Source organism: Acidimicrobiia bacterium, from assembly GCA_040902765.1.
GTDB lineage: Bacteria > Actinomycetota > Acidimicrobiia > Spongiisociales > UBA11373 > DATKBG01.
In genome coordinates, this window is record JBBDWO010000014.1 from 42,854 (window position 1) to 66,991 (window position 24,138).

Below are 24,138 nucleotides of genomic sequence, written 5' to 3' on the forward strand. Positions count from 1 at the left end.
GTTACTTCCCGTCGAGGGGCCACATTGTACGGAGGAATTCGGTCAACTCGGCGACCGAGGCACGGGCCTTGGGGAGGAACAGCGAGCCGTCACGCACCAACGCGCCCGGCCGCAGCCGCTCGAGTCGGACCTCCTCGGAGGCTTTCAGGGCGACCGGGGTGAGCCGCACGTCACGGCGGCTGGCGACGACCTCGGTGATCCCAACCCGCAGGGCCTCCACACGGAGGCGGGCGACCTCGACCAGGGCATCGGCGCGGCGCGGCAGAGGGCCGTAGCGGTCCTCCCACTCGGCGACCACGTCATCGACGTCGCCGTGGGTGGTGGCAGCCGCCAGCCGGCGATACGCCTCGAGACGGCTTTCCTGATCGGGCACGTAGTCGTCGGGCAGATGAGCCTCGACCGGCATCTCGATCCGCACTCCGGGCGATTGCCGCTCCGAGGTATTACCGGTGGTGAGTTGTTCGACTGCATCGGCGACCAACTCCACGTAGAGGTCGAGTCCGACCGCGCTGATGTGGCCCGACTGCATGTTGCCCAGGAGGCTGCCGGCTCCCCTGATCTCGAGATCTCGCATCGCCAGCTGGAATCCGGAGCCGAGGTCGGCGAACTCACCGATCGCCTCGAGGCGGCGGTGCGCCTCCTCGGTCAGATGCTCCGATTCGGCGTGGAACAGGTAGGCGTAGGCGCGCTGCGACGATCGCCCCACGCGCCCGCGCAATTGGTACAGCTGGGCGAGGCCGAGCACGTCGGCGCGTTCGACGATGAGTGTGTTGACCTGCGGAAGGTCGAGACCGGACTCGATGATCGTGGTGGCGACGAGGACGTCGTAATCGCGGTTCCAGAAGTCGAGCATCACCTGCTCCAGCCGACTCTCGCTCATCTGACCGTGGGCGACGGCCAGCCGGGCATCGGGCACCAGGGATCTGAGACGCGCCATCGCCGAGTCGATCGATGCCACCCGGTTGTGCACGTAGAAGACCTGCCCATCGCGCAGCATCTCCCGGCGAATCGCCGCCGCCACCGCCCGCTCGTCGTACGGTCCGACGAAGGTCAGGATCGGGTGACGATCTTCCGGCGGCGTCGCGATGCGGCTCACGCTCCGGATGCCGGTCAGGGCCATCTCCAGCGTCCTCGGGATCGGCGTCGCGGTGAGGGTCAGTACGTCCACCGACGACCGCAGGCTTCGGATCCGATCCTTGGCGGCGACACCGAACCGCTGCTCTTCGTCCACGACGAGCAAGCCGAGGTCCCGAAAGGAGACATCCTCGGACAGCAGGCGATGGGTCCCCACGACGACATCGACGGTGCCGTCGGCGAGTCCGGCGACCACGGACCGCTGCTGTGCGCCGGTCAGGAACCGGCTCAGCACCTCGACGCGGATCGGATACGGGGCGAACCGCTCACCGATCGTCTGGAGGTGCTGCTGGGCGAGCAGCGTCGTCGGCACCAGCATGGCCGCCTGTTTGCCCGCCTGCACCGCCTTGAACATCGCCCGCACCGCCACCTCGGTCTTGCCGAAGCCGACGTCCCCGAACACCAGGCGATCCATCGGGTTGTCGCTCTCCATGTCCGCCTTGACCTCACCGATCGCCAGCAACTGATCGCGGGTCTCCTCGAACGGGAAGGCATCCTCCAGCTCCCGCTGCCACGGGGTGTCGGGTCCGAAGGCGTGGCCCCTCGCCAGTGCCCGAGTCCGGTGCAGCGCAACGACCTCCTCGGCGACGGCGGCGACCTCGGCGCGGACCCGGCTCCGGGTGCGTTCCCAGTCCGCTCCGCCCATCCTGCTGAGTCTGGGCGCCTCGCCGCCGGTGTAGCGGGTGATCGCTCCGAGCTGATCGGTCGGCACGTAGAGCCGGTCGCCGCCGGCATAGGCGACCAGGAGGTAGTCGCGTTCCACGTCGCCCAGCCTCTGGGTCACCAGCCCCTCGAAGCGACCGATTCCGTGCTGACGATGGACTACGTAGTCCCCGGATCGCAGATCGTCGTATCCCTCGGTCGGCTGGGCGCGGGTGCGACCCGGACGACGGTGGGCACGCCGCCGACCGGCGATCTCCTGCTCGCCGAACACCGCGGCACCGACGTCGGGGAGCGCGAATCCACGGTGGATGCCGGCTCCGATGACCAGGGACTCGCCGGCGAACCCGTCCTCACGCGCCAGCCCGAGGCCCGCCTCGCCCAGGATCCGCGCCACGCGATCGGCGGCGGCCTCCCCATCCATCGCGATCACCACCTTCGTTCCATCGGCGATGAGGCGCCCGAGGGCAGCGGCCACCGACTCGGCATCGCCGGGAACCGCGTCCAGCCCACGGACCCGCAGAGTCGGGTCTTCGGGCCGTGCGGGAGCCGGCGGCGCCTCGACGAACCCCTCTCCCGGGCCGGGAAGATCGAGGAACAGGGGTGGATGTTCTGCTGCCGCCACCGGATCGATCCCCCAGGTCGCGGCGAGGGCGGCGGCGAGCTCCGACTCCTCGGTCGCCAGCGCCGCTGCTCGTTCCCGGCAGGAAACAGGATCGAAGAGGACGACACCGCCCCTCCCGGAGAGTTCGTCGACGACCGATCGCGGTGGGGTCAGCCATGGGAGCCACGACTCCATCCCGGGGAAGGTGGCCCCAGCCGCCAGTCGTTCCCACGACGACGATGCCCACGGTGCCGTGGTCAGAAGTGAACGGGCGGTGGCGGCGATCGTCTCGTCAGGCCGGAGCTCGCGCACCGGGAAGACGAGAACCCGGTCGATGCGACCCTCCGACCGCTGGCTGGCGATTGACATCTCGGTGATCTCGCTAACGGTGTCCCCCCAGACATCGATGCGGACCGCACTCCGTGCCTGGCCCGGATACACGTCGACGATCCCTCCCCTCACCGAGAACTGTCCCCGGCCTTCGACCCGGTGGGTCCGTTCGTATCCCAGTCTCGACAGGTGGTCGACGAGTCGATCGAAGTCGATGCGCTCCCCTTCGGCCACCGCCAGTGGCTCGACCGGCGCGGAGGCAACCCGTTGGATCGCAGCGCGCACCGACGCCACCACCACCGTCCCACCTCCGGCGGTGCGCAGTGCGTGACGCGCCTCGGCGCGTGCCGCCATCGTGCCGAGGTTGGGCGAGACGTGCTCGAACGGGAGCGTCTCCCATGCCGGCAGCAGGGCCGTCGACTCCGTGAACAGCGCCAGGTCGTCCGTCAATTCCTCGGCATCGACCTCACCCGGGACGATCGCCAGCAGTGGACCCCGGGCTTCCAGGGCCAGTCCGGCGAGGAAGTAGGCGCGCACCGGCGGAGGCACGGCGATCCGATCGACGCCACCCATCGGATGTGCCCGCCAGAGGTCGACGAGGGCGGCGAGCGGGGCGGGCATGGGACAGGAGGGTAAACGGGGTGCGAGTGGCCAGTGGCCAGTGGCCAGCTACCAGCTACCAGCTACCAGTTGGGATCCAAGGGCGACGGGCAACCGGCAACCGGCAACCGGCAACAGCCCCCGAGCGATACCATGCCCAGCCCGGCCCGGAGGCCCACGCTGTCGATTCCAGACCGAATCGCATACTTCCGCATGGCGCTGGTGCCGGTGATCCTCACGCTGATCCTGCTCTCAGAGCACATCGACCATTCGCTCGGAATCGCGGCGGCACTGATGGTGCTCGCCATCTTCAGCGATTTTTTGGACGGCTACCTGGCGCGCCGATGGGAGATCACCACCGTGTTCGGCGCCTTCCTCGACCAGATCACCGACAAGGTGCTCGTGGCCGGTGCGCTCTTCGGGCTGGTCGCCATCGGGCGGGTCTGGGCATGGGCGGCGTTCGTGATCGTCGCCCGCGAGATCCTGGTATCCGGTCTGCGCGGGTTGGCGGCAATGGACGGCGAGGTGGTTCATCCGTCCATCTGGGGAAAGATCAAGGCGAGTGTTCAGTACCTGGCGATCATGATGGCCCTGATTCGCACGGAGACCGCGTACGGGGGCCTGAGACCCGACCAATGGGTGATGGTCGGTGCCGTCGTGGTGACCGCACTCTCCGGGTACGAGTACTTCACGCGCTTCGCGCGCGTCCTGCGGGCGAGTCGAACCGCCGGCTAGTCGCCCTCAATACGACGGGAGGCGAGTGCCGCCGCCGCCTTGGCCCCCTCGTCCCCTTCAACCGCGAACGCCACCACCACGTCGACCGCCTCGCGCACCATCAGGTCGGCGTCGGGGCGTTCGCTCTTGCCGAACGGTCTGAGTACGAAGTCCGCAGGGTCCATGCGCCCCGGAGGACGACCGACACCGAGCCGCACCCTCCGGAAGTCGTTGGTGCGCAGCGACCTGATGATCGACTCGACCCCGTTGTTCCCGCCGGACCCACGGCCTGCGTGGAAACGGATCCGCCCGAAGGGGAGGTCGATGTCGTCGTGGACCACCACCAGCGCATCGGAGGTGAGCCTGTAGTACCCGAGGATCGAGACGACGGCCTCCCCGGAGAGGTTCATGAACGTCGTCGGGACCGCCAGCAGCACCTTGCGGCCCCCGAGCTCGACGGTGGCTACCCGGGCATGGACTCGCCGTGGAGCCCGACCGAGCCCGACGGGGGCGGCCATCAGAGCGGCAGTCTCGGCACCGATGTTGTGGCGGGTCCCCTCGTATTCGCTCCCCGGGTTCCCGAGGCCGACGACGACCAGCGCCGAGGGCCCATCCCGCTCAGAGCGTCTCATGATCCCGAACCCCCAAGGTCAGGAGCGGGGCGTCGACGGTCAGGAGGAGTCTTGGTCCCCATCGGCTCCGCCGCCGGCATCGCCGTCGCCGGATGCGCCTTCGGATTCCTCGCCCTCCTCGCCCTCGGGCAGCTCACCCTCTTCCAGCTCGCCCTCGTCGACCGGCTCCTCGACCTCGACGATCCGCGGGATGACGACGGTGACCAGGCTGGCGTCGGGGTCCTCGGTGTACTCGACACCTTCGATCGCCGGGAGGTCGGCGACCTTGAGCGTGTCACCGACGATCATCTCCGAGATGTCGAGCGGGATGCTGGACGGGATGTCCATTGGCAGGGCACTCACATGGACCACGGTTCGGATCGTCTCCAGCACCCCGCCCTCCTTGGTGCCCTCGGGGGTGCCCAGGTACTCGACGTGGACCTCGGCGGCGATGGCCTCGTCGAGGGAGATACTGATGAAGTCGAGATGGACGATCTCTCCCCGGACGGGATCCCGCTGGACCTCGCGAGCGACCGTGAGGAGCTTCTTCTGCCCCTCCACCGACAGGTCGATGAGCGCGTTGGCTCCCGACTCCGTGTGCAACACGGCGTAGAGCTCCCTGCGATCGACGCTGATCGTCACGGCGTCGCGTCCCCGGCCATACACCATGGCGGGGACGCGACCATCGCGTCGCATGCGGCGCGCGCTGCGCGAGCCGAACTCGGAACGCGGCTCGCCGCGCAGTTTGACCTGATTCATCGCGAAATCTCCTCGGAGGGCAGAGGGGGGTGGTCATTATCGCCCACAGACGACGCATTCGGCAAGGCGAGAACGCCTCCACCGTGCCGAGGTGCCCGAGTACCATCCCAACTATGACCGAAGTACCGCACATGGACGAGGACGAGGTGGCGTCACACCACGACACACCCGCAACCGACCACGCAGCCATCGAGAAGGCGGAGGCGACTCGGCGGCAGAACGCAGGCGAGCGCAAGGTCTTCGTCGGCACCGGGTTCTTCTGGGGCCTGGTGTTTGGCGTCCTGATCACCGCGGTGGTGATCGTCTTTGCCGCGCAGAACACGGCGAGCATCGAGGTCAGGTTCCTCGGGTGGCGGTTTACCACTCCGCTCATCGTGCTCATCCTGGGATCGGTCCTGGCCGGCGTCATCATCGACGAGGTCGCCGGCTTGGTCTACCGCCGGCGCAAGCGGCGGATCCTCAATGAACGCGAAGAACTCAAGCGACTCCGCCAGCAGACGAACAACCAGCCCTCCTGACCGGGTCTCCGGCTACCGCGAGTCCGAGAGGGTCAGCCGCTCTTCTTGCGGAACAAGCCGGTGATCGCCTCGAGGAGACCGCCGCCGGACGAAGCGGAGGTGCCGCCCCCGCCGCCGCCACTCCCGCCCAGCCGCCCCATCACCAGATCGATGATCGGCGGCGACATCCGGAAAATCCTCTTCGGGGCATTCAGCCCGGGCTGCGGCTCCCTGTAACTCGGGGAGTCCGAAACTAGTCTAAGGGATGTCCGCTACAACAGGAGGCGTGGGGTGAGGTTCTCGAAGTTGTGGAACATCGTCCTGGCCGTATGGCTGGTGTTCTGGGGGGTAGTCACCATGGGATGGGTGACGATGAGCTCCGCAGGCGACATCCTGGGCATCGGCGCGATCATCGCCGGCGTCCTGCTGGCCCTGGACAAGTAACACCGACCGAGAGTCGGCGGCCGTCCGCCGACTCTCCACACCGACCGGACCGCGAGGTCCGGTCGGTCTCGTCCGGATCAGGCCGTCTGCAGACCTTCCATGTAGTCGCGCAGCTCGGGTAGGGCGGTCATCTTCTCGTAGAAGAAGTTGTTGACCAGGTTGAGCAGGCGTTCCCGGGCAGCTTCCGCCTCACCCGAGTCGATACCTTCGGGTCGCGACACCCCGTCGCGCAGGCTCAACAGGGCGGCGACGATCTCCTCCTCCTCGACGCCCTCGAGCGCACGGATGACCCCGATGATCGCCCGATCCACCTGCCCGATCACGGTCTGGCGATCCATCGTCGACTCCCCCTCGATCGCCTCATCGATGGTGCGCACCACGGCGTACACCTGATACAGCACGGTCGCCGGCTCGTCGAAGATCTCCCGGAGGAAGGCGGCCTCGACGTAACGGCCGTTCAATCGAAAGATGTTGTACATGCGCTTCGCCGCCTTGCCTACGTTACGCCCCTCGCCGGAGATGTACTTGCGTACTTCCTTCTCGAGCGCCTTCACATAGTCGTCGAGTGCATCCGCCGACACGTGCTGGGCCAGCTTGTTGAACAGGGGTATCTCCTCGGCGTTGAGGTAGACCTCCTGGAAGTAGGGGTCCAGGTAGCCGTCGAGCGGCGTGATCGAACCGTCGGGCGCCTCCCAGGTGACGTCGAGCATGTTCGAGGCATTGGCGACCTGGCGACGGACCGGGTCGGCGACCACCCAGTCCAGCTTGCACCAGCCAGGCTCGTGGGCCACGTCCTTCCAACGGATCGTGACTTCCCCGCCCGATCCGTCGACGCCGGTGAACTGCCCGGTTACGACGTCGTCAGCGCTCCACGCGATCGGCGTCCCCGCTCGCATGGTCTGGGTGCCACGGGCGACGTCGAAGGGATAGTCGCCGAACTTGACCTCGATCAGCCGGTAGGTCTCCCCTTCCAGCGTGTCGAGTGCCTTCTTCCGCAGCACCTCGCCGATGCGCCGGCAGGCATCCTCCCGGGTCGGCGCCTTGATGTTGACTCGCTCGAAGAAGTCGGCATCGCCGGGATACGTCTGGATCTTGGATTGGGCGGCGGAACCGCTCAGGGCCAGCGCGGTCTCGACGTCGTCCTCGTCCGGGATCTCCACCAGGGCTCCGATGGCACGGAAGAAGGCGATGTCGACGGGGGAGAAGTCGAGCATGGCGACGCTATGGCCGAACACGCCGGTTCGGTGGTCCAACGTGACCTCGTCTCCCTCAGCGGCGAGGTCGATGCGCCGCAGCCAGTCGGCGGCATCCTCCTCCTTGAACTCCAGACCGGCGTGTCGGGCGGATTCGACTATGCGTTCGAGATCGGGGTGTGCCATGGTCAGAGCCTCCAGTCGCCAGTCACCAGAGTCGCCAGTCACCAGCCGCCAGCACGGCAGCCGACCGACACATGACACTACCCGCGCCACCGTATCGCCGTCCGCCTCTGGCTGGAGGCTGGTGGCTGGTGGCTGCGGCGCCGGTAGCGCCCCTAGACGTTCTCGCCCATGAAGATCGACGAAACCGATTCGTCCTCGAAGATGGCCTTGAGGGTGTCGGCGAGGAGCGGTCCGATCGACAGGATGGTCAGGTTGGGCAGCTCCTGCGCGTCGAGCGGCACCGGAACGGTGTTGGTGACCACCACCGCTTCGATCGGCGAGTTCTTGATGCGGTCGACCGCCGGCGGCGACAGCACGCCGTGGGTGGCGAGAGCCCTGACCGAGAGAGCGCCTCGCTCCATCAGGAGATCGGCGGCGGCGGTGATGGTCCCGGCGGTGTCGATGATGTCGTCGATGATGACGCAGTGCCGGGCAGCGACGTCTCCGACGATTTGGAGAGCGGTCACGTCGTTGGCGATGTCGGTACGCCGCCGCTTGTTGACGAAGGCAACCTCGGCATCGAGCCGTCGGGCGTACTTCGAGGCCTGCTTCACCCGCCCGCTGTCCGGTGACACCACGGTCAGCGGCGCCGGGACGGTGGCGGCCACGAACTCACTGAAGATCGGCAACGCGGTGAGCGAGTCGAACGGCTTCTCGCTGAAGCCCTGGATCTGCGGGGAATGGAGATCGACCGACACCAGGCGATCGGCGCCGGCGGCGAGGAACAGATCGGCCATGAGCCGTGCCGAGATCGGCTCCCGGGGCATACCTTTCTTGTCCTGCCGGGCATACCCGTAGAACGGGACAACGGCCGTGATCCGCTTCGCCGACGCCCGCTGCAGAGCGTCGATCATGATCAACTGCTCCATGATGTGGTAGTTGATCGGGTGGCTGTGACTCTGGAGCACGAAGCAGTCGGCCCCGCGCACGCTTTCGTTGAATCGGACCCGGATCTCGCCGTTGGCGAACTGGGATCGGTGGACGTCGCCGAGCGAGACACCCAGCAGGTCGGCGACTTCCCGAGCGAGCGGCTCGTTGGCCGACCCGGTGAAGAGCATGAGGCGCTTTCGGTTCGGTGTCTCCATCGATGCCTACTCGTCCTCCGCCTGGTGCAACCGCTCTCGGCGCTCAGCGTACCCGGGGATCTCCTTCTGCGCGGACCGCTCCACGGCGAGTGCGCCCGGTGAGACGTCGCGCGTGATCACAGAGCCCGCCCCGGTGATGGCGTCGTCGCCGACAGACACGGGCGCCACCAGCATCGTGTCCGAGCCGATGAACACCCGGTCGCCGATGTGGGTCTCGTGCTTGTCGTACCCGTCGTAGTTGCAGGTGATGGTGCCGGCGCCGATGTTGCTGTGCTCGCCGATCGTGGCGTCACCGACATAAGCGAGGTGCGGCACCTTCGATCCCTCGCCGACCGTCGATGCCTTGATCTCGACGAACGAGCCCGCCTTGGCGTCGCGGTGCAGAACCGTCCCGGGACGGAGGCTGGCGAAGGGACCAACATCCACTCCGGGACCCACCGAGGCGCCGCGGACCACCGAATACCAGATCCGCGCCCCGTCGGCGACCTCCGAGTCGGCGACGAACACCTCGGGGCCGAGGCGTACCCCTCGTCCGACACTCGATCTCCCCTCGATGTGGGTTCCCGGGTAGATGGTGGTACCCGGACCGACCGACACCGCGGCGTCGATGTACACCCGGCTGGGATCCGGCATGTCGACGCCTTCGCGCATCAGAGCGCCGTTGATCCGCCCCCGGAGTACGGCGGCCACGCCGGCGAGCTGCTCGTGGGTGTTGACGCCCAGTACCTCGTCGGGATCGGTGACCGCCACCGCAGCGACGCCGTCGGGTACCAGGGCGGCGACGACGTCAGTCAGGTAGCGCTCGCCCTTGGCGTTCGCCTCGCCGATGTCACCGAGCACCCGGGCAAGGGCTCCAAGCCTGAAGACGTAGGTCGACACCGCCACCTCGTCGATGGCGAGCGTCGCCTCATCGGCATCGACGTGCTCGACGATCCGGGAGACCCGCTCGCCGTCCCGAACGACGCGGCCGTATCCGCTCGGATCAGCGAGGCGAGCGGTGAGCATGGTGCACGCGCTGCCACCGGCGGCGTGCGCCTCGAGCAGGGACCTGAGGGTGCCTGCGGTGAGCAGCGGCGAGTCGCCGGGCACCACCAGCACGGTGTCGTCGGCTGCTCCCGCCGTCGCTCCAAGCGCGACCTCGGCGGCGTGACCGGTGCCCCCGGGGAGATCCTGGACCACACTGATCACCCCGTCGGGCAGAACGGCTACGAGGTCGTCGGCGCCCTTCGGGATGACGACCACCACGTCGTCGGCGCCGGCTTCGCGGACGGCGGCGACGACCCAGGAGACGAGGGAGCGGCCAGCGACCTGGTGCAGCACCTTCGGAAGGTCGCAGCCCATTCGGGTGCCCTTGCCGGCGGCGAGGATCACCGCCCGAACGGTCATCTTTGATCAACCTCCCATCGAGTGGCTGGGGGGATAGGACTCGAACCCATACTTTGGGGACCAAAACCCCACGTGCTGCCGATTACACCACCCCCCACGGGGGCGGGGGCAGTGTACCCCCGGGGGTGCCGTCCCAACCCCGGTCGACCGGCGACGCGGCAGCGCCGAAGCGGCCATCGACGGCGAGCGCAGCGTCGTCGGCTTCGTCGCGGGTGACGAAGAACCCGAAGACGGTCGGACCGCTCCCGGTCACCATCGCCTCCTGACCCCAGACCCGTGAGCACTCGGCGATCCAGTCGCCCAACTCGGGGCGCACCACGAGGGCGGCCGGGACCAGGTCGTTGACGAGCGGGCCGTACTCCCGGAGTCCCGGCGGAAGGGCACTCGCCTCCAGCGCCGGGCCATGCGGACCATCGAGCCGATCCCAGGCATCGAAGACGTCCTTCGTGCTGAGGGGGAACGGCGGGGTGACCACGGCGAGGTGGTAGTCGCCGGGGAGCTGCACCCTGGTCAGCACCTCTCCCCGTCCTTCGACCAATACCGACCCGCCGGTCAGACACACCGGCACGTCGGAGCCGAGCCCTGGCGCCAGCGCCCGCACCTGGCGTTCGCCCACCCCAACGAGGCCGGCCGTGGCGACCAGGGTCGCCGCCGCGTCGGCGCTGCCGCCCCCGAGGCCCGCCGCCACCGGGATGTGCTTCTCGAGATGCACGGCGAACCGGGCAACGGACGAGGACGCCCGCCTCACGGCCTCGACCGCCCGCCACGCCAGATTGTCCTCGTCGGCGACGAGTTCGGTGTCGCCACCCACGCTCACCTCGTCATCCTCGGCGAGGTCGACCGACACCGAGTCGGCGAGGTCGATCGACTGGATCAAAGAACGCACCTCGTGGAAACCGTCGGGCCGCCTGGCCCCGACCCTGAGGTCGAGATTGACCTTGGCGTGGGCGCGCAGGATGGTCACGCCGCAGCCGCCAGCCGGAGGAAGTCGTCGGAGGCGAGTTCCTCAGCACGCCGCGTCGGATCGATGCCGGCGGCCTCCAGGAGCGCGCCGGGGTCGTCGACCACTGTTCGCAGGGACGATCTGAGCATCTTGCGTCGCTGGCCGAATGCCGCAGCCGCCAGGGCGATCGCCGCGGGAGCCAGCGGATGGGGTTCGATCCGATCCATCACCACAACCGACGATGCCACGGGCGTCGGTGGCGTGAAGACATGGCCCGGGGCGCGGAGCACCACCGAGGCGTTGGCATGCAGGGCGACGATCACCGACGGCACGCCGTAGGTGCGGCTCCCGGGCACCGCGACGAATCGATCGATCGCCTCGCGCTGCAGCATGACCACCATTCGGCGTACCCGCGGTGCATGCCGGAGCACATCGAGGACCAGCGGAGTGCCCACGTTGTACGGCAAGTTGGCCACCATCGCCCACTCCCCCGCCGGCAGGTCGGCCTCGAAGTCGACCTTCATGGCATCGACAAACCGTATCTCGACGCCGCCGATGCCGGCGAGTGTCTCGTCCAGCACCGGCCGCAGCGACTCGTCGATCTCGTAGGCGATCACGGAGGCTCCGGTGGCGGCGAGGGCTCGGGTGAGCGTGCCCGCACCGGCACCGACCTCGACCACGAGATCTCCGGGACCGGACCCGGCGATCTCCACGATCCGCCGCACCGTGTTCGGTTCCGTCAGGAAGTGCTGACCGAGCCGCTTCGACAACCGAATCCCATGGCGAGCCAGCAGGTCGGTGGTGGCCGAACGGCCCAGGGGCTCAGACATGCCCGAACACCCGGGCCGCGGTCTCTGTCGTGGCGGCCGCCACCTCCGACTCGGCGACTCCCCATACGGTGGCGAGGGCACGCCCCACCGACACCACATTCGCCGGCTCGTTGGGCAGGTGACGGTAGGGGGGTGGGGTCAGGTACGGCGTGTCGGTCTCGACCATCACGCGATCCATCGGCGCGACCGCGGCACCTCGCCGCACGGTGTCTCCGGTGGTAAAGGCCACCGGACCGGCGAACGAGAAGGTCACGCCGAGCTCCAGGAACCGCTTGGTCCACCTGGGTCCACCCGTCCAGCAGTGAAGGATGGCACGGTCACTCCACCCGGAGGCGGCGAGGATGGCATGCACGTCCTCGAAGGCGTCCCGACAGTGCACGATCACCGGTAGGCCGAGGGAGGCGGCGAGCCGCACCTGGTCGGCAAAGGCCCCCACCTGGGCATCCCGAGGGGCGAGGTTGCGATAGAAGTCGAGCCCGCACTCCCCGACGGCCACCGACGCCGCGGCGAGGCGCTCGAGAGCATCGCGCTCCGCTGGCCACGACTCCGCCTGGTGCGGATGGAGCCCGGCAGTCGCCAGCACGGTCCCGGGATGATCCGCGGCCAGCCGCTGCGACGCCTCGGAGGTGGCGAGGTCGGTCCCGGGAGCGACCACCCAGGCGACGCCAGCCGCAGCCGCCCGCTCGAGGAGCAGCGCCGGTGCCTCCGCCGCCAGCTGGAGGTGACAGTGGGTGTCGACCCAGGTCCCCGGCTCCCCGTTTCCCGTTCCCCGAGTCGTCACGACGAGCGCCAGGTACGGGCGACGGGCGACGGGCGACGGGCGACGGGCGACGGGCGACGGACGACCCGCCTCACTCTTCCTCGATGCGCGGGAAGAGCACGTCCCCCTTGGTAACGGTCGATGCCGGGAAAACCCCGAACACCGCGGTCGAGGCGAGGGGTCCGTCGATCGGAGAGCCGGGCAGGCCGAGCGCCGACCAGAGTGCCGCCGCCGTACCCGGCATCGCCGGCGAGATGAGGATCGCCCCGACCCGCAGCGTCTCCAACGCGGCGTTGAGCACCTCGTCGAGACGACCCGCCTGCTCTGGGTCCTTGGCCAGGTGCCACGGCTCGGTCGCCTCGATGAAGGCGTTTGCCGCACCGAACAGCCGCCACACGCCCTCGAGCGCCTGTCGGGTTCGGAACTCGCCAAAGAGATCCATCGCCCGCAGTGCCTCGGCGGCAGCGACGACGAGTGGCCGTTCCTCGACGGCCTCGTGGTCGGCGACGGCCGGCACCCGTCCGTCGCGGAAGCGCTCGGCAAGATTGAGGGTGCGGTTCACCAGGTTGCCGAAGTCGTTGGCCAGATCGCTGTTATAGGTCTCGACCATCCCCTCCCACGAAAAGTTGCCATCGGGCCCGAACGACACATCACGCAGAAAGTGATACCGGTAGCCGTCGACGCCGAAGGTCTCCACCAGCTCGTCGGGGAAGATCTGAGTCGCATTCGACTTCGACATCTTGGCCCCGCCGACCAGCAGCCAGCCGTGGGCGGCGATCTGCTCCGGCAGCTCGAGGCCTGCCGACATGAGCATCGCCGGCCACAGCGCCGCATGGAACCGCAGGATGTCCTTGCCGACGACGTGCACGGAGGCAGGCCACTGTCGGGCGAAGCGGTCCGGGTCGTCGCTGAAACCGGCCGCCGATACGTAGTTGATCAGGGCGTCGAACCAGACGTAGGCGACCTGCGAGTCGTCCCACGGCAGGGGGATCCCCCAGTCGAGGCTCGCCCGGGACATCGAAATGTCGGCGACGCCCTGCGACAGGAACCCGACCACTTCGTTGCGCCTCTCGACGGGCACGATGAAGTCGGGGTGTGCCTCGATGTGGGCGAGGAGCGGCTCGGTGTACCGGGACCACCGGAAGAACCAGTTGTCCTCGGAGTGGATCTCCACCGGCCGGCCGTGGACCGGGCACGAGCCATCGACCAACTCGTCGTCGGCGTAATACGCCTCACAGGCGACGCAGTACGGCCCCTCGTAGTGCCCGAGGTACACGTCGCCGTTGTCGTACATCCGCTGCAGCAGCGACTGCACCGTCGCCCTGTGGCGATCCTCGGTGGTGCGGATGAAGTCGTCGTAGTCCAGGTCGAGCAGGGTCCATGCGTCCCGGAAGGTGCCAACGATGCTGTCCACCCACTCCTGCGGCGTGAGCCCCCGGTCGGCGGCGGCCCGGGCGATCTTGAGCCCGTACTCGTCGACGCCGGTGACGGCGAACACGTCCTCGCCGACCAGCCGCCAGTAGCGAGCGACCGCGTCGGTGACCAGCGTGGTGTAGGCCGTCCCGATGTGCGGGCGGTCGTTTGGGTAGTAGATCGGGGTGGTGAGGTACTTCATGGCGGGCGGGTCAGCGTAGTGCCGGCACCCGAATCGCCCGGCACCACCGCCTCTGGGGTTGTAGTCTGGACCGCAGCCGTCCCTCTGGACATGTGGCGGCGTCATTCGAACAGCTACACGGAGGACATATGAGCACCGGCATCGTGCGCAAGATTGACGACCTAGGGCGTGTCGTCATCCCGGCAGAGTTCCGACGCACCCTCGGCATCCACGAGGGCGACGAACTGGAGATTTCGCTCGAAGGCGAGCAGGTGGTCATCAAGCCTCGGATACCCACCCTCATCCACCAGTTCACCGTCGGCCAGTCCGGCCGGGTGACCATCTCCGGCTCAGGCGTCGACCTCGAGGCCGGCGAATACGTCGTCCAGCGGATCGGCCGCAAGCGCTGACCGCCTGATCGGGGCCTCAGGGCGTCCCGATCGTTCGTTCGTAGAGTTCACGACGCGAGACACCTGTCTCGGCGGCCGCCTGCCTGACGGCTTCGGACCGGCTGAGGCCACCGGCGACCAACGCCTCGACCCGGGCGCTGGCGTCGTCGACGGTCGGGCCATCGGGATCGGCTGGGCCGACGACGACCGTCACCTCCCCGCGGGCGGGCACGGATCCCCAGTGGGCCGCCGCTTCCGACACGGTGCCTCTCCAGACTTCCTCGTGGAGCTTGGTGAGTTCGCGCAGCACGACGCACTCCCGGTCCCCCGCACCGCCAGCGGCGAGGGCGGCGAGATCGTCGGCCAGACGCGACGGCGCGCAGAACAGGACCACGGTGCGCGGCTCGACGGCGACGGCGGAGATCCGCTCGGATCTCGCCCGACCCTTGCGAGGCAGGAACCCCTCGAAGACGAACCGCTCGGCCGGTAGTCCGGCGAGCGCCAGCGAGAAGGTGACCGCGCTCGGTCCGGGTACCCCGCTCACCGTCGCCCCGACCGACACCGCGGCCCGAACCGCGGAGAGCCCGGGGTCCGAGATCGCCGGTGTGCCTGCGTCGGTGATCACCGCCACCGTCTCGCCGGCTCCGAGCCGCCCGGCGATCTCGCTCTCGCGGCGCGCCTCGTTTCCGGCGAAGTACGAGACGAGCGGAGTGGACACTCCGAGGCGGTCGAGCAGGATCCGGGCCCGTCGCGTGTCCTCGGCATAGATCACGTCGGCGGCTCCCAGGGCCTCGGCGAGCCGCGGTGGAGCATCGCCAAGGTTGCCGATGGGACTCGAGCAGACGAGGAGGGTGCCAGTCACGGTTACCGGTTACCCGATACCCGTTGCCGGTTGCCGGTTGCCGGTTGCCCATTGCCCGTTGCCGATTGCCCGTTTCCCGTTGCCGGTTGCCCGTTCTTGCGTAACGAGACCTCGACGATGTCGCCGACCTTGGGGAGTTCCGGGGCGAAGGTTTCGATGATGAGGGCCGCCCTCGCGGTATAGAACAAGCGTCGCGGTCTGAGGCGTTGGGCACGAAGGACGCGGCCGCTGCGGTCGCAAGCCACGACGGAGATCCGCCGGGCCATTCCGAAGGTGTGAACGGAGCGGGCCTTCAGCGCCAGGCCGACGGCGGTGCCGATGGTGCGCCGCAGGCCGAACCTTCGGTGGCGCCGGGTCGACGCCACCCGTATCGGACCGGATGACCAGGTCGGCGTCCGCATCTCATAGCACGCCCCTGGTGCTGTCGGCTCGTCTGTGTCCATTCGCACTCCCTGGTGGCGCTAGTAGCCTGCTCCTATGGCCAAGGCAAAGCGCCGTAAATTGCGCGCCCGTCGCTCCAAGGCGAACCACGGCCGTCGACCGAACGCCGGTCGCGGCAACTAGCCCGCGCCCTCTTCTGATCGTGTCTCGACACCCCGTGGGTCCTCGCGGCGCGCCCTCTCCACGGAACCCTAGACCCACCCGCCGGGCCGGGAACAGACCCTCTCAGGACGCGGCAGAGGGGCCCCGGAGGACCCCTCTGCTCTTTCGATCTAGTCCGGTCAGCTCTGTGGCTTGAAGTCCACCCCGGCATCCTTCATCACGGTGAAGGCTCCGAAAGCGGCGAGAGCCGCCCCGGCGAGGCCCACGAAGAGGCCCAACTTCACCAGCTGGGTCTCGGTGACGAAGCGCAGGATGATGAAGACGAGTCCGGCGGCTGTGGCGTAAAAGGCGATTTGCTCGGTTCCGAAGCCTCCACCCTTCACCTCCGACCTGCCCATGTTCTTGAGCAGCAGCAGGACGGCTCCTGCCACTACGAGGAGGCAGCCTCCCCACGCCAAGAACCCGGCGTTCATCGCACTGATGTTGAAACCGAACACGCCATACCAAGGCATGAAGAGGGCCACCAGCGCCAGGACCCCTCCAATCAGGGCAAGCTTCATGCCCATCGAGAGTTTGCTGAAGTCCATTCCCCCGCTCTCCTTTTGTCGTCGACAGTTGGTCGCAGACCTATTGTGGCAGGACCGCCGCCGCCTGTCACAGAGCAGCGCCCGGGTCGTCACCCCTCGCCGACAACCGGGGCGAGGGCGACCCCGACCGCGGCGCCGGCGGCGGCCTCGGTGGCGATCACCATGGCCACGCGACGCTCACCCACCCGTACCTCCACATACCCCGAACCGGTGTCGAACACCGTGACCCCGGGACCGGCTGATCGGCCACGGCCGAGGCCGCGCGCCGCCATGGCGTCGACGAGGGCAGCGGCGATCTCGGCGGCATCGGAGGGCGTGTCCGCTTCGAGGGCGTAGGCGGCGGCGACACGACTGCCGTCCCAGTGGATGCGGAGGTGATCGCCTCCCCAGCCACCCGCAGCGATGATGCGATCGGCGTCGGAGACCCCTTCGAGCAGCAGGTTCTGAAGCCCCCAGGCACCGAGAGGCCCCTCGTCGAACACCTCGTAGCCGGCCAGGTCGAGCGGAGCGAGGGCCACCGGGAGGGCTGGCTCGGAGATGAGGTACTTGCCCGGCTGGAGGATCTGCTCGGTGGTGGAGGGTGCGAGCCGGTACGCCTGATCCACCGCGTCGATCCCCCCGGAATCGACCAGCCGCGACACGAAGCGGAACCCGGCGTCGTACGGGAACACGAGGTCGGCGGCGAACCAGCCGGGAAAAGAGTCGAGCACCGTCGTGTCGGCCGCCAGTGACTCCTCGACGGCCGCGATGTAGTCGCCGATCGGGAGACTCTGGAGGAAAACGAGTTGGAAGTAGGTCGCGTCCCCCTCGGCGAGGGCATGGATGGCGGTAGCGGCGTCGTACTCCCCGCCGCTCGTCAGAGCGTCCAGATCGGCCCACCATTGGAAGTGCTGATCGGTGAGGGCGTGGACCAGCTCGTGGACCACGATGGACCGATCCAGCGGCGACAGGGCCGCATCGGCGCCCACGAACAGTTCCCCGCTCTCCGGGTCGTAGTACCCGGCCACCTGCTCGGCGTAGGCGCCCCGGTAGGCGTCGCCGAGATCCACCGAACGCTCCAGCAGACCGAGCACGGCGTAGATCTCCTGCCACACGGCCACCTCGTCGGGGTCGAGGTCCTCGTCGATCAGATCTGCCACCCGGCGTGCGAGAGCGTCTCTGGTGAGGACGACCACGGTGGGGGGCTCAACGAATTCGAGTCCCCGGATCCGCTCGGTCTCAGCGATCAGCTCGTCGATCTGCCCGCTGACGCCTCCTACCGGCACCGTCGTGCTCGTGGTGGTGGTCGTGGTCTCGACACCGCACGCCGATGCGAGGAGGGTGGCGGTGATGATCAGGACGAGCCGGCGGCGCATCGGTCCAGGTTAGGAGGCGCCGCGACAAGCGGTGTCCGACAGGATCTGAGGCCTGGGACCTGGAGCCTGGTGCCTGGAAGGCCTGCCAGACTCCTCGCCATGAGCATCGTCGAGACCTTCTGGGACCGGTTCGTGGCGGCAATCGGTCTCGACGGCCCCTACGACGCCTGGGGGTTCGGCGACGAGTCGATGCCCGAAACGATGACCGAACTCGCTCTCCTCGTCCGCGACGGACCGAAACGAGCGACGACCGGCGTCCTCGCCGAGTACGAAGACGAGGGTGAGCCCATCGACGAAGTGGGCCGGTTCACCGTGATCCTCGGCGGAGGTGGCGAACCGGTGTGCGTGACCCGTAACACCTCGGTCGAAGTGCGCCGCTTCGGCGACGTCGACGATGAGTTCGCCCGTACCGAAGGCGAGGGGGACGGGAGCCTCGAATACTGGCGATCCTCGCACCAGGAGTACTTCGCCAACGCGGGCTACCCGGTCGACGACGACACGCTGATGGTGCTGGTCACCTTCGAGCTCGTCTGGGATGGACGGAACTAGTCGGGACCCGGAGCAGGCCGCCGCTCGTCCTACAATCGCCGTCCCACCAGGGGGTGTAGCTCAGCCCGGCAGAGCGCTTCCCTCGCACGGAAGAAGTCAGGGGTTCAAATCCCCTCACCTCCACCCCCGGGAAACCCCAAGTGGACTGGGGTTTTCCCGCGCCTGTGGGTGTAGCACCGCGACCGCAGAGTTCTCGCTGCTCCTACACTCGCCTCAACCTGCAGGAGATGAGGCCATCGGAGGAGCGCAGAAGAAGAGCCTCGATGCCCCCGACGAGCGGTTCCGGTCCGGGGGGCTGAGCGCGGATATCGTGCAGGTGGGCGATGCCACCGTCTTCCTCGGTGTGCTCGAGCCCGGGGCCCATTGCGCTCTGGGCGGTCGCAGGCTGACCGGTAACCGGCGAGCCGAGCAGAGTTGCCAGGCGCACCACAGTGGTGTGGTCCTCGAAGGCCTCCTGCACGTGGAGATGGACGACGGATCGCTTCTCGACATCGGGCCCAACGACGTCTACGAAATCCCTCCCGGCCACGACGGTTGGGTCGTGAGCGAGCGGCCCCTGCGGGCAATCAACTGGGCGGGGCTGCGCACATGGTTGCCCGCTCCGGAAACCGGTGAACGGGTGGTCCTGACGTTGCTCATCTCGGACATCGTCGGATCCACCGAACTGGCGGTCCAGCTGGGCGACATTGCCTGGCGTGAGCTCTTGGGGCGGCACAACCATGAAGTTCGGGATCAGTTGGACCGCTTCCGGGGTCGTGAAGTCACCACCACGGGCGACGGGTTCCTGGCAGTGTTCGACGGCGCCGCTCGGGCGATTCGCGCCGGCATCGGTATCCGTGAGCGAGCGCGGACCCTTGGTCTCGAGGTTCGGATCGGGCTCCATACCGGTGAGGTTGAGCTGGTGGGCGACGACGTCCGGGGGGTGGCTGTACACGAGACTGCACGCATAGCCTCCGCCGCATCGTCCGGCCAGATCTTGATCTCCTCTACTACCCATCAGCTGGCGTCGGGAGCGGGCTTGGTGATGGAGCATCAGGGAGAGCGCGAGCTCAAAGGGCTATCCGGCGCTCGGAGCGTTTTCTCCGTGGAGGCGCAGGCCGAGGTGGAGCCGAGTGGCCTGGCGCCCTAAGAGGACATAGGCTTCTGCTACTACTTCCCCGCTTGCTCGGGAGTCGCGACCACACACATGAGGAGCGAGACGCCCAGAACGACGCGAGGCGCCGCGAGCCAAGAAACCTCGTGGTATCGCCGGCGCCCGGCGGCGCCGGAGCCAACAGCTACCAGCTACCAGCTACCAGCTAACAGCCAGATCCTCGGTGTCTACGAGCCGACGGGTTCGGTGGTGTCGGAGTCACCTGGGGAGGTGTTGTCCGGCCGGTCGTTGTCGGCGCAGGCGACGGTTGCGAGGCTCAATGCGAGGGTGAGTAGGGGGATCATCAGACGCTTCTTGAGATCGGGCATCGAAGTACCGTAGCCGACCATCGACGCTCCTCAGAGCAACCGGAATATCAATCGGAATACTGCGCGGGACCACCTACCCTTGTCCCGATGCCTCCCGTCGATCCCGGAACTCAAATCCGCGCCCTGAGGGCGACCACCGCCGTCCTGACGGCCGCGGCGGTGCTGATCGGCGCCTATGCGTTCTTCCAATGGCAGTTGAGTGGATCCTCAGGGGCCGAAGCGGCCGAACCGGCCGCGACGCCGACCACCCTCGTGCCCGCCACGAGCACCACGACAACCACCACGACGACGATCACTCTCCCCTTGAAGTCCCCGGATTCCCCGCCGTACGGACCTCGCTACACCGTCCCCCTCTACGAGGCGGCCAACGACGCCAAGCAGCTCGCCGTCGATATCGCTCGCTGGCTGACCACGTATGAGGAAGCCACCGACCACCCGGGAAGGCTGCATGCACTCGCTAGCGGCGATGGCATCGACCTGCTCGCCGTCGCCAGCGGGCCGCTGACCCATCCCGGATCGTGGTCGAGGGGCGAGATCCTCTACCCGCAGCTGGGTGGGTGGAGGAACAACAAAGTGTCGGTGATGGTCGTCACCCGCCAGACGGTGGGCCTCGGCGCAGAGACCCAGTTCTCGGTGGTGAGGACGCTCGACATCCGCCTCGCCCGCGGTGAGTTCGGCTGGGAGTTCGACTACCTGGACTCGGCCGGCGGGACCTTCGACCGCCTCGAGGACCTCACTCTCGCCCATTCCGTGGCCCGGGACTCCCGGATCGAGATGCCCGACTCGGCGCGCCTCGACATCCTGTCGGGTCGAGTGTCGCCACTCCTCCTCAAGGTGATGGCCGAGATGGCGAACCGGACGCCCTACGGAGTGGTGACGATCACCACCGGCCACCCGCACAACGTGTTCGAGACCGATCGGATCAGCCACCACACGCTGGGGCGAGCCGTCGACATCTACCGAGTCGGGGACCGTTTAGTCATCGACGATCGCGGCCCGAACTCGGCTATGCACGCCCTGGTGGCGTGGCTCTACGACCACAACGACGTGCTCCAGGTGGGAAGCCCATGGGACCTCGACGGGTCGCAGGACCGGCGTTCGTTCACCGACGCGGTCCACCAGGACCACCTCCACATCGCCGTCGAGGAAGAGGGCCACGACGACGAGTGATCCTCAGCGAGGATCAGTGGCGAACCAGCGGAGCGCTGGCGCGTAGGCCATCTCGTGCCCTGCCTGGAAGAGGACCAGCCAGACGTTGGCCGACTGCCGGGCGAACACCACACGGGGGTCCCCATCGCCGAAGAAGGTTTCGGTGGTGATCGACCCGGCGAGGTGTTCGGGGAGGCGCCGGCGCCCAATCGCCTCCACCTCCTCGGCGGTCAGGTGGTCCTCGGGGTCGGCGAGCACGTTGAAGGCGTTTACTGAGTGGCTCGGCGGGAGCAACCAGTCGGCACTGCCCTGTGCGATGAACACCGGCACGCCATGCTCCCTGGCGGTCTCCAGATAAGTCGACGGGCTCCGACGCCGACATTCTTCCTCGGCCTCCGCGTTGGAGGTCGGGTCGCCGCCGCAGGCGGTCCGGATCTGCCAGGGGTACGACTGTCCCGCCCGGCGGTAGAAGTCGATCAGGTCGTACACCGGCGACCACGCCGCCACGGCGGTTACCCGGTCGGGATGGCGGCCCGCCAGGATGAGCGACATCATGCCGCCACCGGAGTAGCCGACGGTGTACACCCGATCAGCGTCGACCCCATCTTGGGCTACCGCATAGTCGATCGCGTCGACCACGTCCTGGACAGCGAGCTCCGATGCCACCGCATCGGCGTGCGTGTTGGCCCCCCGGTAGTTGGGGGCGATCAGCGCCCAGCCGTTCTCCCGGGCCCATAGGGCGAAGGGGATGCTGGCGTGCTGCAGGTAGGGAGCGCTCCAGGAGTGGAGGACCACCAGGAGGGGTTGGTCCCGCTCACCGCTCGGAGCCAACCAGAGTGCAGGCTGTTCGGCACCGTCCGCGGTGGACGTGATCCGAATGTCCTCGACCTCCGGGACGTCCCGTTCCCAGCGCGCCAGGCTGCGTGAAGTGCGGCCGCTGTAGTTGGGGATGATGTAGATCCCGCTCAGCGACTCGAAAGTCACCGGGTCAAGCGGCACCAGGGTGGTCAAGGTCGCGGTCGGGGCTTCTTCGGGGGATCCGGTCGTGGTCGAGGCAGGGTCGTCGGCCGAACTCGTGGTGGTCCGCTCGGAAGTACCCGTCGTCGACTCGACGCCGAAGTGGTCGGGGATCTCGATCGCGGTGCAGGCGGACACCGCGATGAGCAGGGCGAGAAGGGCGAATGGGGTCGTTCTACGGCGTATCACGGGGAACCTCATACCCTGCTGGTGGTAGGCGACAAACCGGCGCGGCCGGTGATATCGAGGGGGGCTTTCGGGGTAATAGGCTAGGTGGACGCGGGAGAACCGGAGACATGGAGCGCATACCAGCACTCGACGGACTGCGCGCCATCGCCATCGTGATGGTGGTCGGCTACCACGTCGACAATAGCCTCGTGCCTGCGGGATTCTGGGGCGTGCTCCTGTTCTTCGCCCTGTCGGGCTACCTGATCACGCGGCTGTTGTGTGTCGAGGTCGACAGGGATCAACGGCTGGATGTGAGGTCCTTCTACCTGAAACGCGGGCTTCGCCTGTTACCCGCTCTGATCGTGGTCTGCCTGGTGCTGCTGGTCGTCGGCACCGACTGGGCCAGCGTGACTCCGGCACTCGGGTACTACGCCAACTATGCACGGGTCGCGGGGGCCGACCTCGGACTGCTCACCCACACCTGGTCCCTTGCGGTGGAGGAGCACTTCTATCTGCTGTGGCCGCTGGTGATCGGTGCCGTGCCGGCGACGCAGCGCGTACGCGTTGTCGGTCTCCTGGCCGCAGTGGCCATCGCCTGGAGGGTGGTGGCGATCCAGGTGATGTCACCGGGTTGGGTGTACAACGCCACCGACACCAACGCTGCCGCCCTGCTCGCCGGGTGCTACCTCGCCGTCGCCCGACCGCGTCCCTGGAGGTGGACGGGGTGGTCGGTTCCCGCATTGCTCGTCCTGATGTTCCTCCCCGTATTCGGCGAGGAGGGTTCTGCCTTCCTCTGGGGTGGCTTCGTCGCCATCGCCCTCGGCGTGGTGGCGATCCAGCACGCCGTCACCCGACCCGCCTGGTTGGAAGGGCGGGTGCTGGTGTGGCTCGGGCAGATCTCCTACGGGCTCTACCTGTGGCACTACGTGTTCGTGCGCAGCGACTCCATCCCCATCTGGGTGGCGCTCCCGCTCACGGTCGTCGTGGCTGCCGCCTCCTGGTACCTCGTGGAGGAGCCGATCCGACGGTTGCGGGAGCGTTTCGGTGACCGGAGGCCGAGGAGGGACTCCCAGGTCGGTGTGGGCAACGGGCGAGCGACGGGCAGCGGAGCCGCCGTCGTGGAAGCGCCAGGCCCTCCGCACTTCGACAACGCAGTCGCCGGTCGTCGGTCCCGACGGGTGGGTAAACGGCGCTGACTCGTCGCTTACTGCAGGCTGGGGAGGAGGATCGAACCATCGGCCAGGCGGCCCTGAGGTAAGCGATCGTCACCGCGCCGGCGAGACCGGCTTCATGTCGTCGCCCTCGTCGAGCGCGGGTCGCCGCTGTGCAGTCGCCGGACGCTGCTGCGACTGCTTGATGCTCAGCAGCATGGCCACGTAGGCGGCGAGGGCGACGCCGATCAGGACGTTGGCGATCAGCAACGGCACAGACCCGGTGATGATCGCCAGGATCAAGGTCACCGGGACCGCGGCCCCGAGCCCGAGCAGCGCCATGCGACGCCGGGCGAGCACCCCTTCACGTGCCGACGGACCCTGCGGCGGCGCCGGCCGGCGCTGCTGTGCTGTCGGTGAGCTTTTCGATTGGGTCACGCGACGGACCTCCTGGTGGGGGCATGATCGCCTCACGACGACGACGCGTCCCCTCAGTATGAAGCGAATTCCACCCGATCGGCGGCATTGTGACGAAATC

26 protein-coding genes and 2 tRNA genes are annotated in these 24,138 nt (G+C 68.0%); 9 read left to right on the plus strand and 19 right to left on the minus strand.

The features are described 5' to 3' along the window. Position 1 precedes the first annotated feature (1 nt). A complete protein-coding gene (gene mfd, locus WEA29_04485) occupies positions 2-3,349 on the minus strand; it encodes a transcription-repair coupling factor (protein ID MEX2323011.1) in 3,348 nt (1,115 codons plus the stop codon). 132 nt (positions 3,350-3,481) lie between these two features. Between mfd and pgsA the strand changes: the two genes are divergently transcribed. Then, a complete protein-coding gene (gene pgsA / locus WEA29_04490; protein MEX2323012.1) occupies positions 3,482-4,063 on the plus strand; it encodes a CDP-diacylglycerol--glycerol-3-phosphate 3-phosphatidyltransferase in 582 nt (193 codons plus the stop codon). On the opposite strand, the gene pth is transcribed toward pgsA, so the two are convergent. Both pth and WEA29_04500 read right to left on the minus strand, forming a co-directional pair. After that, the gene (gene pth / locus WEA29_04495; GenBank protein MEX2323013.1) at positions 4,060-4,674 is read right to left on the minus strand and encodes an aminoacyl-tRNA hydrolase; all 615 of its coding nucleotides are present in this window, start codon (positions 4,672-4,674) and stop codon (positions 4,060-4,062) included. The genes pgsA and pth overlap by 4 nt on opposite strands. A gap of 39 nt (positions 4,675-4,713) precedes the next feature. After that, positions 4,714-5,412 (minus strand): 50S ribosomal protein L25, encoded by a 699-nt coding sequence (locus WEA29_04500; GenBank protein ID MEX2323014.1) that lies wholly within the window; start codon positions 5,410-5,412, stop codon positions 4,714-4,716. 113 nt (positions 5,413-5,525) lie between these two features. Here WEA29_04500 and WEA29_04505 point away from each other — a divergent pair, with 113 nt between their 5' ends. Beyond that, complete coding sequence (locus tag WEA29_04505) at positions 5,526-5,930, plus strand: lipopolysaccharide assembly protein LapA domain-containing protein (GenBank protein MEX2323015.1); 405 nt, start codon at positions 5,526-5,528, stop codon at positions 5,928-5,930. A 32-nt stretch (positions 5,931-5,962) separates the two neighbouring features. On the opposite strand, the gene WEA29_04510 is transcribed toward WEA29_04505, so the two are convergent. Beyond that, on the minus strand, positions 5,963-6,097 hold the full coding sequence (locus WEA29_04510) for a hypothetical protein (GenBank protein ID MEX2323016.1): 135 nt from the start codon (positions 6,095-6,097) through the stop codon (positions 5,963-5,965). Positions 6,098-6,200: 103 nt separating this feature from the next. Here WEA29_04510 and WEA29_04515 point away from each other — a divergent pair, with 103 nt between their 5' ends. Beyond that, complete coding sequence (locus WEA29_04515; protein MEX2323017.1) at positions 6,201-6,353, plus strand: hypothetical protein; 153 nt, start codon at positions 6,201-6,203, stop codon at positions 6,351-6,353. Positions 6,354-6,430: 77 nt separating this feature from the next. On the opposite strand, the gene WEA29_04520 is transcribed toward WEA29_04515, so the two are convergent. The 8 genes from WEA29_04520 to metG all read right to left on the minus strand — a co-directional run bounded on the left by WEA29_04520 (position 6,431) and on the right by metG (position 14,390). Then, complete coding sequence (locus WEA29_04520) at positions 6,431-7,732, minus strand: hypothetical protein (protein ID MEX2323018.1); 1,302 nt, start codon at positions 7,730-7,732, stop codon at positions 6,431-6,433. A 152-nt stretch (positions 7,733-7,884) separates the two neighbouring features. After that, positions 7,885-8,856 carry a ribose-phosphate diphosphokinase gene (locus WEA29_04525; GenBank protein ID MEX2323019.1) on the minus strand — a complete coding sequence of 324 codons (972 nt, stop codon included), beginning with the start codon at positions 8,854-8,856 and terminating at the stop codon, positions 7,885-7,887. Between the two features lie 6 nt (positions 8,857-8,862). Beyond that, positions 8,863-10,242, minus strand: coding sequence for a bifunctional UDP-N-acetylglucosamine diphosphorylase/glucosamine-1-phosphate N-acetyltransferase GlmU (glmU, locus tag WEA29_04530; protein ID MEX2323020.1), 1,380 nt, complete (start codon positions 10,240-10,242; stop codon positions 8,863-8,865). Between the two features lie 22 nt (positions 10,243-10,264). Then, positions 10,265-10,339, minus strand: a tRNA-Gln gene (locus WEA29_04535). Further along, positions 10,325-11,206, minus strand: a complete 882-nt coding sequence (gene ispE, locus WEA29_04540; protein MEX2323021.1) for a 4-(cytidine 5'-diphospho)-2-C-methyl-D-erythritol kinase — start codon at positions 11,204-11,206, stop codon at positions 10,325-10,327. Before ispE ends, WEA29_04535 begins: the two co-directional genes overlap by 15 nt. Further along, positions 11,203-12,015, minus strand: coding sequence for a 16S rRNA (adenine(1518)-N(6)/adenine(1519)-N(6))-dimethyltransferase RsmA (gene rsmA, locus WEA29_04545; GenBank protein MEX2323022.1), 813 nt, complete (start codon positions 12,013-12,015; stop codon positions 11,203-11,205). Before rsmA ends, ispE begins: the two co-directional genes overlap by 4 nt. Next, positions 12,008-12,796 (minus strand): TatD family hydrolase, encoded by a 789-nt coding sequence (locus WEA29_04550; GenBank protein ID MEX2323023.1) that lies wholly within the window; start codon positions 12,794-12,796, stop codon positions 12,008-12,010. Before WEA29_04550 ends, rsmA begins: the two co-directional genes overlap by 8 nt. A gap of 70 nt (positions 12,797-12,866) precedes the next feature. After that, complete coding sequence (metG, locus tag WEA29_04555) at positions 12,867-14,390, minus strand: methionine--tRNA ligase (protein ID MEX2323024.1); 1,524 nt, start codon at positions 14,388-14,390, stop codon at positions 12,867-12,869. 128 nt (positions 14,391-14,518) lie between these two features. Here metG and WEA29_04560 point away from each other — a divergent pair, with 128 nt between their 5' ends. Next, entirely contained in the window at positions 14,519-14,779 is a 261-nt protein-coding gene (locus WEA29_04560; protein MEX2323025.1) for an AbrB/MazE/SpoVT family DNA-binding domain-containing protein, read from the plus strand. Between the two features lie 16 nt (positions 14,780-14,795). On the opposite strand, the gene rsmI is transcribed toward WEA29_04560, so the two are convergent. From rsmI to WEA29_04580, 4 genes are all read right to left on the minus strand, one after another. Beyond that, entirely contained in the window at positions 14,796-15,620 is an 825-nt protein-coding gene (rsmI, locus tag WEA29_04565; protein ID MEX2323026.1) for a 16S rRNA (cytidine(1402)-2'-O)-methyltransferase, read from the minus strand. A gap of 2 nt (positions 15,621-15,622) precedes the next feature. After that, positions 15,623-16,063, minus strand: coding sequence for a hypothetical protein (locus WEA29_04570; GenBank protein MEX2323027.1), 441 nt, complete (start codon positions 16,061-16,063; stop codon positions 15,623-15,625). Between the two features lie 279 nt (positions 16,064-16,342). Then, entirely contained in the window at positions 16,343-16,750 is a 408-nt protein-coding gene (locus WEA29_04575; protein MEX2323028.1) for a hypothetical protein, read from the minus strand. Between the two features lie 89 nt (positions 16,751-16,839). Beyond that, the gene (locus WEA29_04580; protein MEX2323029.1) at positions 16,840-18,105 is read right to left on the minus strand and encodes a hypothetical protein; all 1,266 of its coding nucleotides are present in this window, start codon (positions 18,103-18,105) and stop codon (positions 16,840-16,842) included. A gap of 99 nt (positions 18,106-18,204) precedes the next feature. Here WEA29_04580 and WEA29_04585 point away from each other — a divergent pair, with 99 nt between their 5' ends. The 3 genes from WEA29_04585 to WEA29_04595 all read left to right on the plus strand — a co-directional run bounded on the left by WEA29_04585 (position 18,205) and on the right by WEA29_04595 (position 19,783). Next, a complete protein-coding gene (locus WEA29_04585) occupies positions 18,205-18,654 on the plus strand; it encodes an ASCH domain-containing protein (protein MEX2323030.1) in 450 nt (149 codons plus the stop codon). Positions 18,655-18,703: 49 nt separating this feature from the next. Next, positions 18,704-18,777, plus strand: a tRNA-Ala gene (locus WEA29_04590). A 193-nt stretch (positions 18,778-18,970) separates the two neighbouring features. Then, entirely contained in the window at positions 18,971-19,783 is an 813-nt protein-coding gene (locus WEA29_04595) for an adenylate/guanylate cyclase domain-containing protein (GenBank protein ID MEX2323031.1), read from the plus strand. A 191-nt stretch (positions 19,784-19,974) separates the two neighbouring features. Here WEA29_04595 and WEA29_04600 read toward each other — a convergent pair whose 3' ends face one another. Continuing rightward, positions 19,975-20,115 (minus strand): hypothetical protein, encoded by a 141-nt coding sequence (locus tag WEA29_04600; protein MEX2323032.1) that lies wholly within the window; start codon positions 20,113-20,115, stop codon positions 19,975-19,977. Positions 20,116-20,202: 87 nt separating this feature from the next. Between WEA29_04600 and WEA29_04605 the strand changes: the two genes are divergently transcribed. Further along, complete coding sequence (locus tag WEA29_04605; GenBank protein MEX2323033.1) at positions 20,203-21,285, plus strand: hypothetical protein; 1,083 nt, start codon at positions 20,203-20,205, stop codon at positions 21,283-21,285. 3 nt (positions 21,286-21,288) lie between these two features. Here the strand turns inward: WEA29_04605 and WEA29_04610 are convergent, their stop codons facing one another. After that, positions 21,289-22,470 (minus strand): alpha/beta fold hydrolase, encoded by a 1,182-nt coding sequence (locus WEA29_04610; protein MEX2323034.1) that lies wholly within the window; start codon positions 22,468-22,470, stop codon positions 21,289-21,291. 107 nt (positions 22,471-22,577) lie between these two features. Here WEA29_04610 and WEA29_04615 point away from each other — a divergent pair, with 107 nt between their 5' ends. Next, the gene (locus WEA29_04615; GenBank protein MEX2323035.1) at positions 22,578-23,645 is read left to right on the plus strand and encodes an acyltransferase; all 1,068 of its coding nucleotides are present in this window, start codon (positions 22,578-22,580) and stop codon (positions 23,643-23,645) included. 69 nt (positions 23,646-23,714) lie between these two features. On the opposite strand, the gene WEA29_04620 is transcribed toward WEA29_04615, so the two are convergent. Further along, complete coding sequence (locus WEA29_04620; GenBank protein ID MEX2323036.1) at positions 23,715-24,038, minus strand: hypothetical protein; 324 nt, start codon at positions 24,036-24,038, stop codon at positions 23,715-23,717. Positions 24,039-24,138 lie beyond the last annotated feature (100 nt).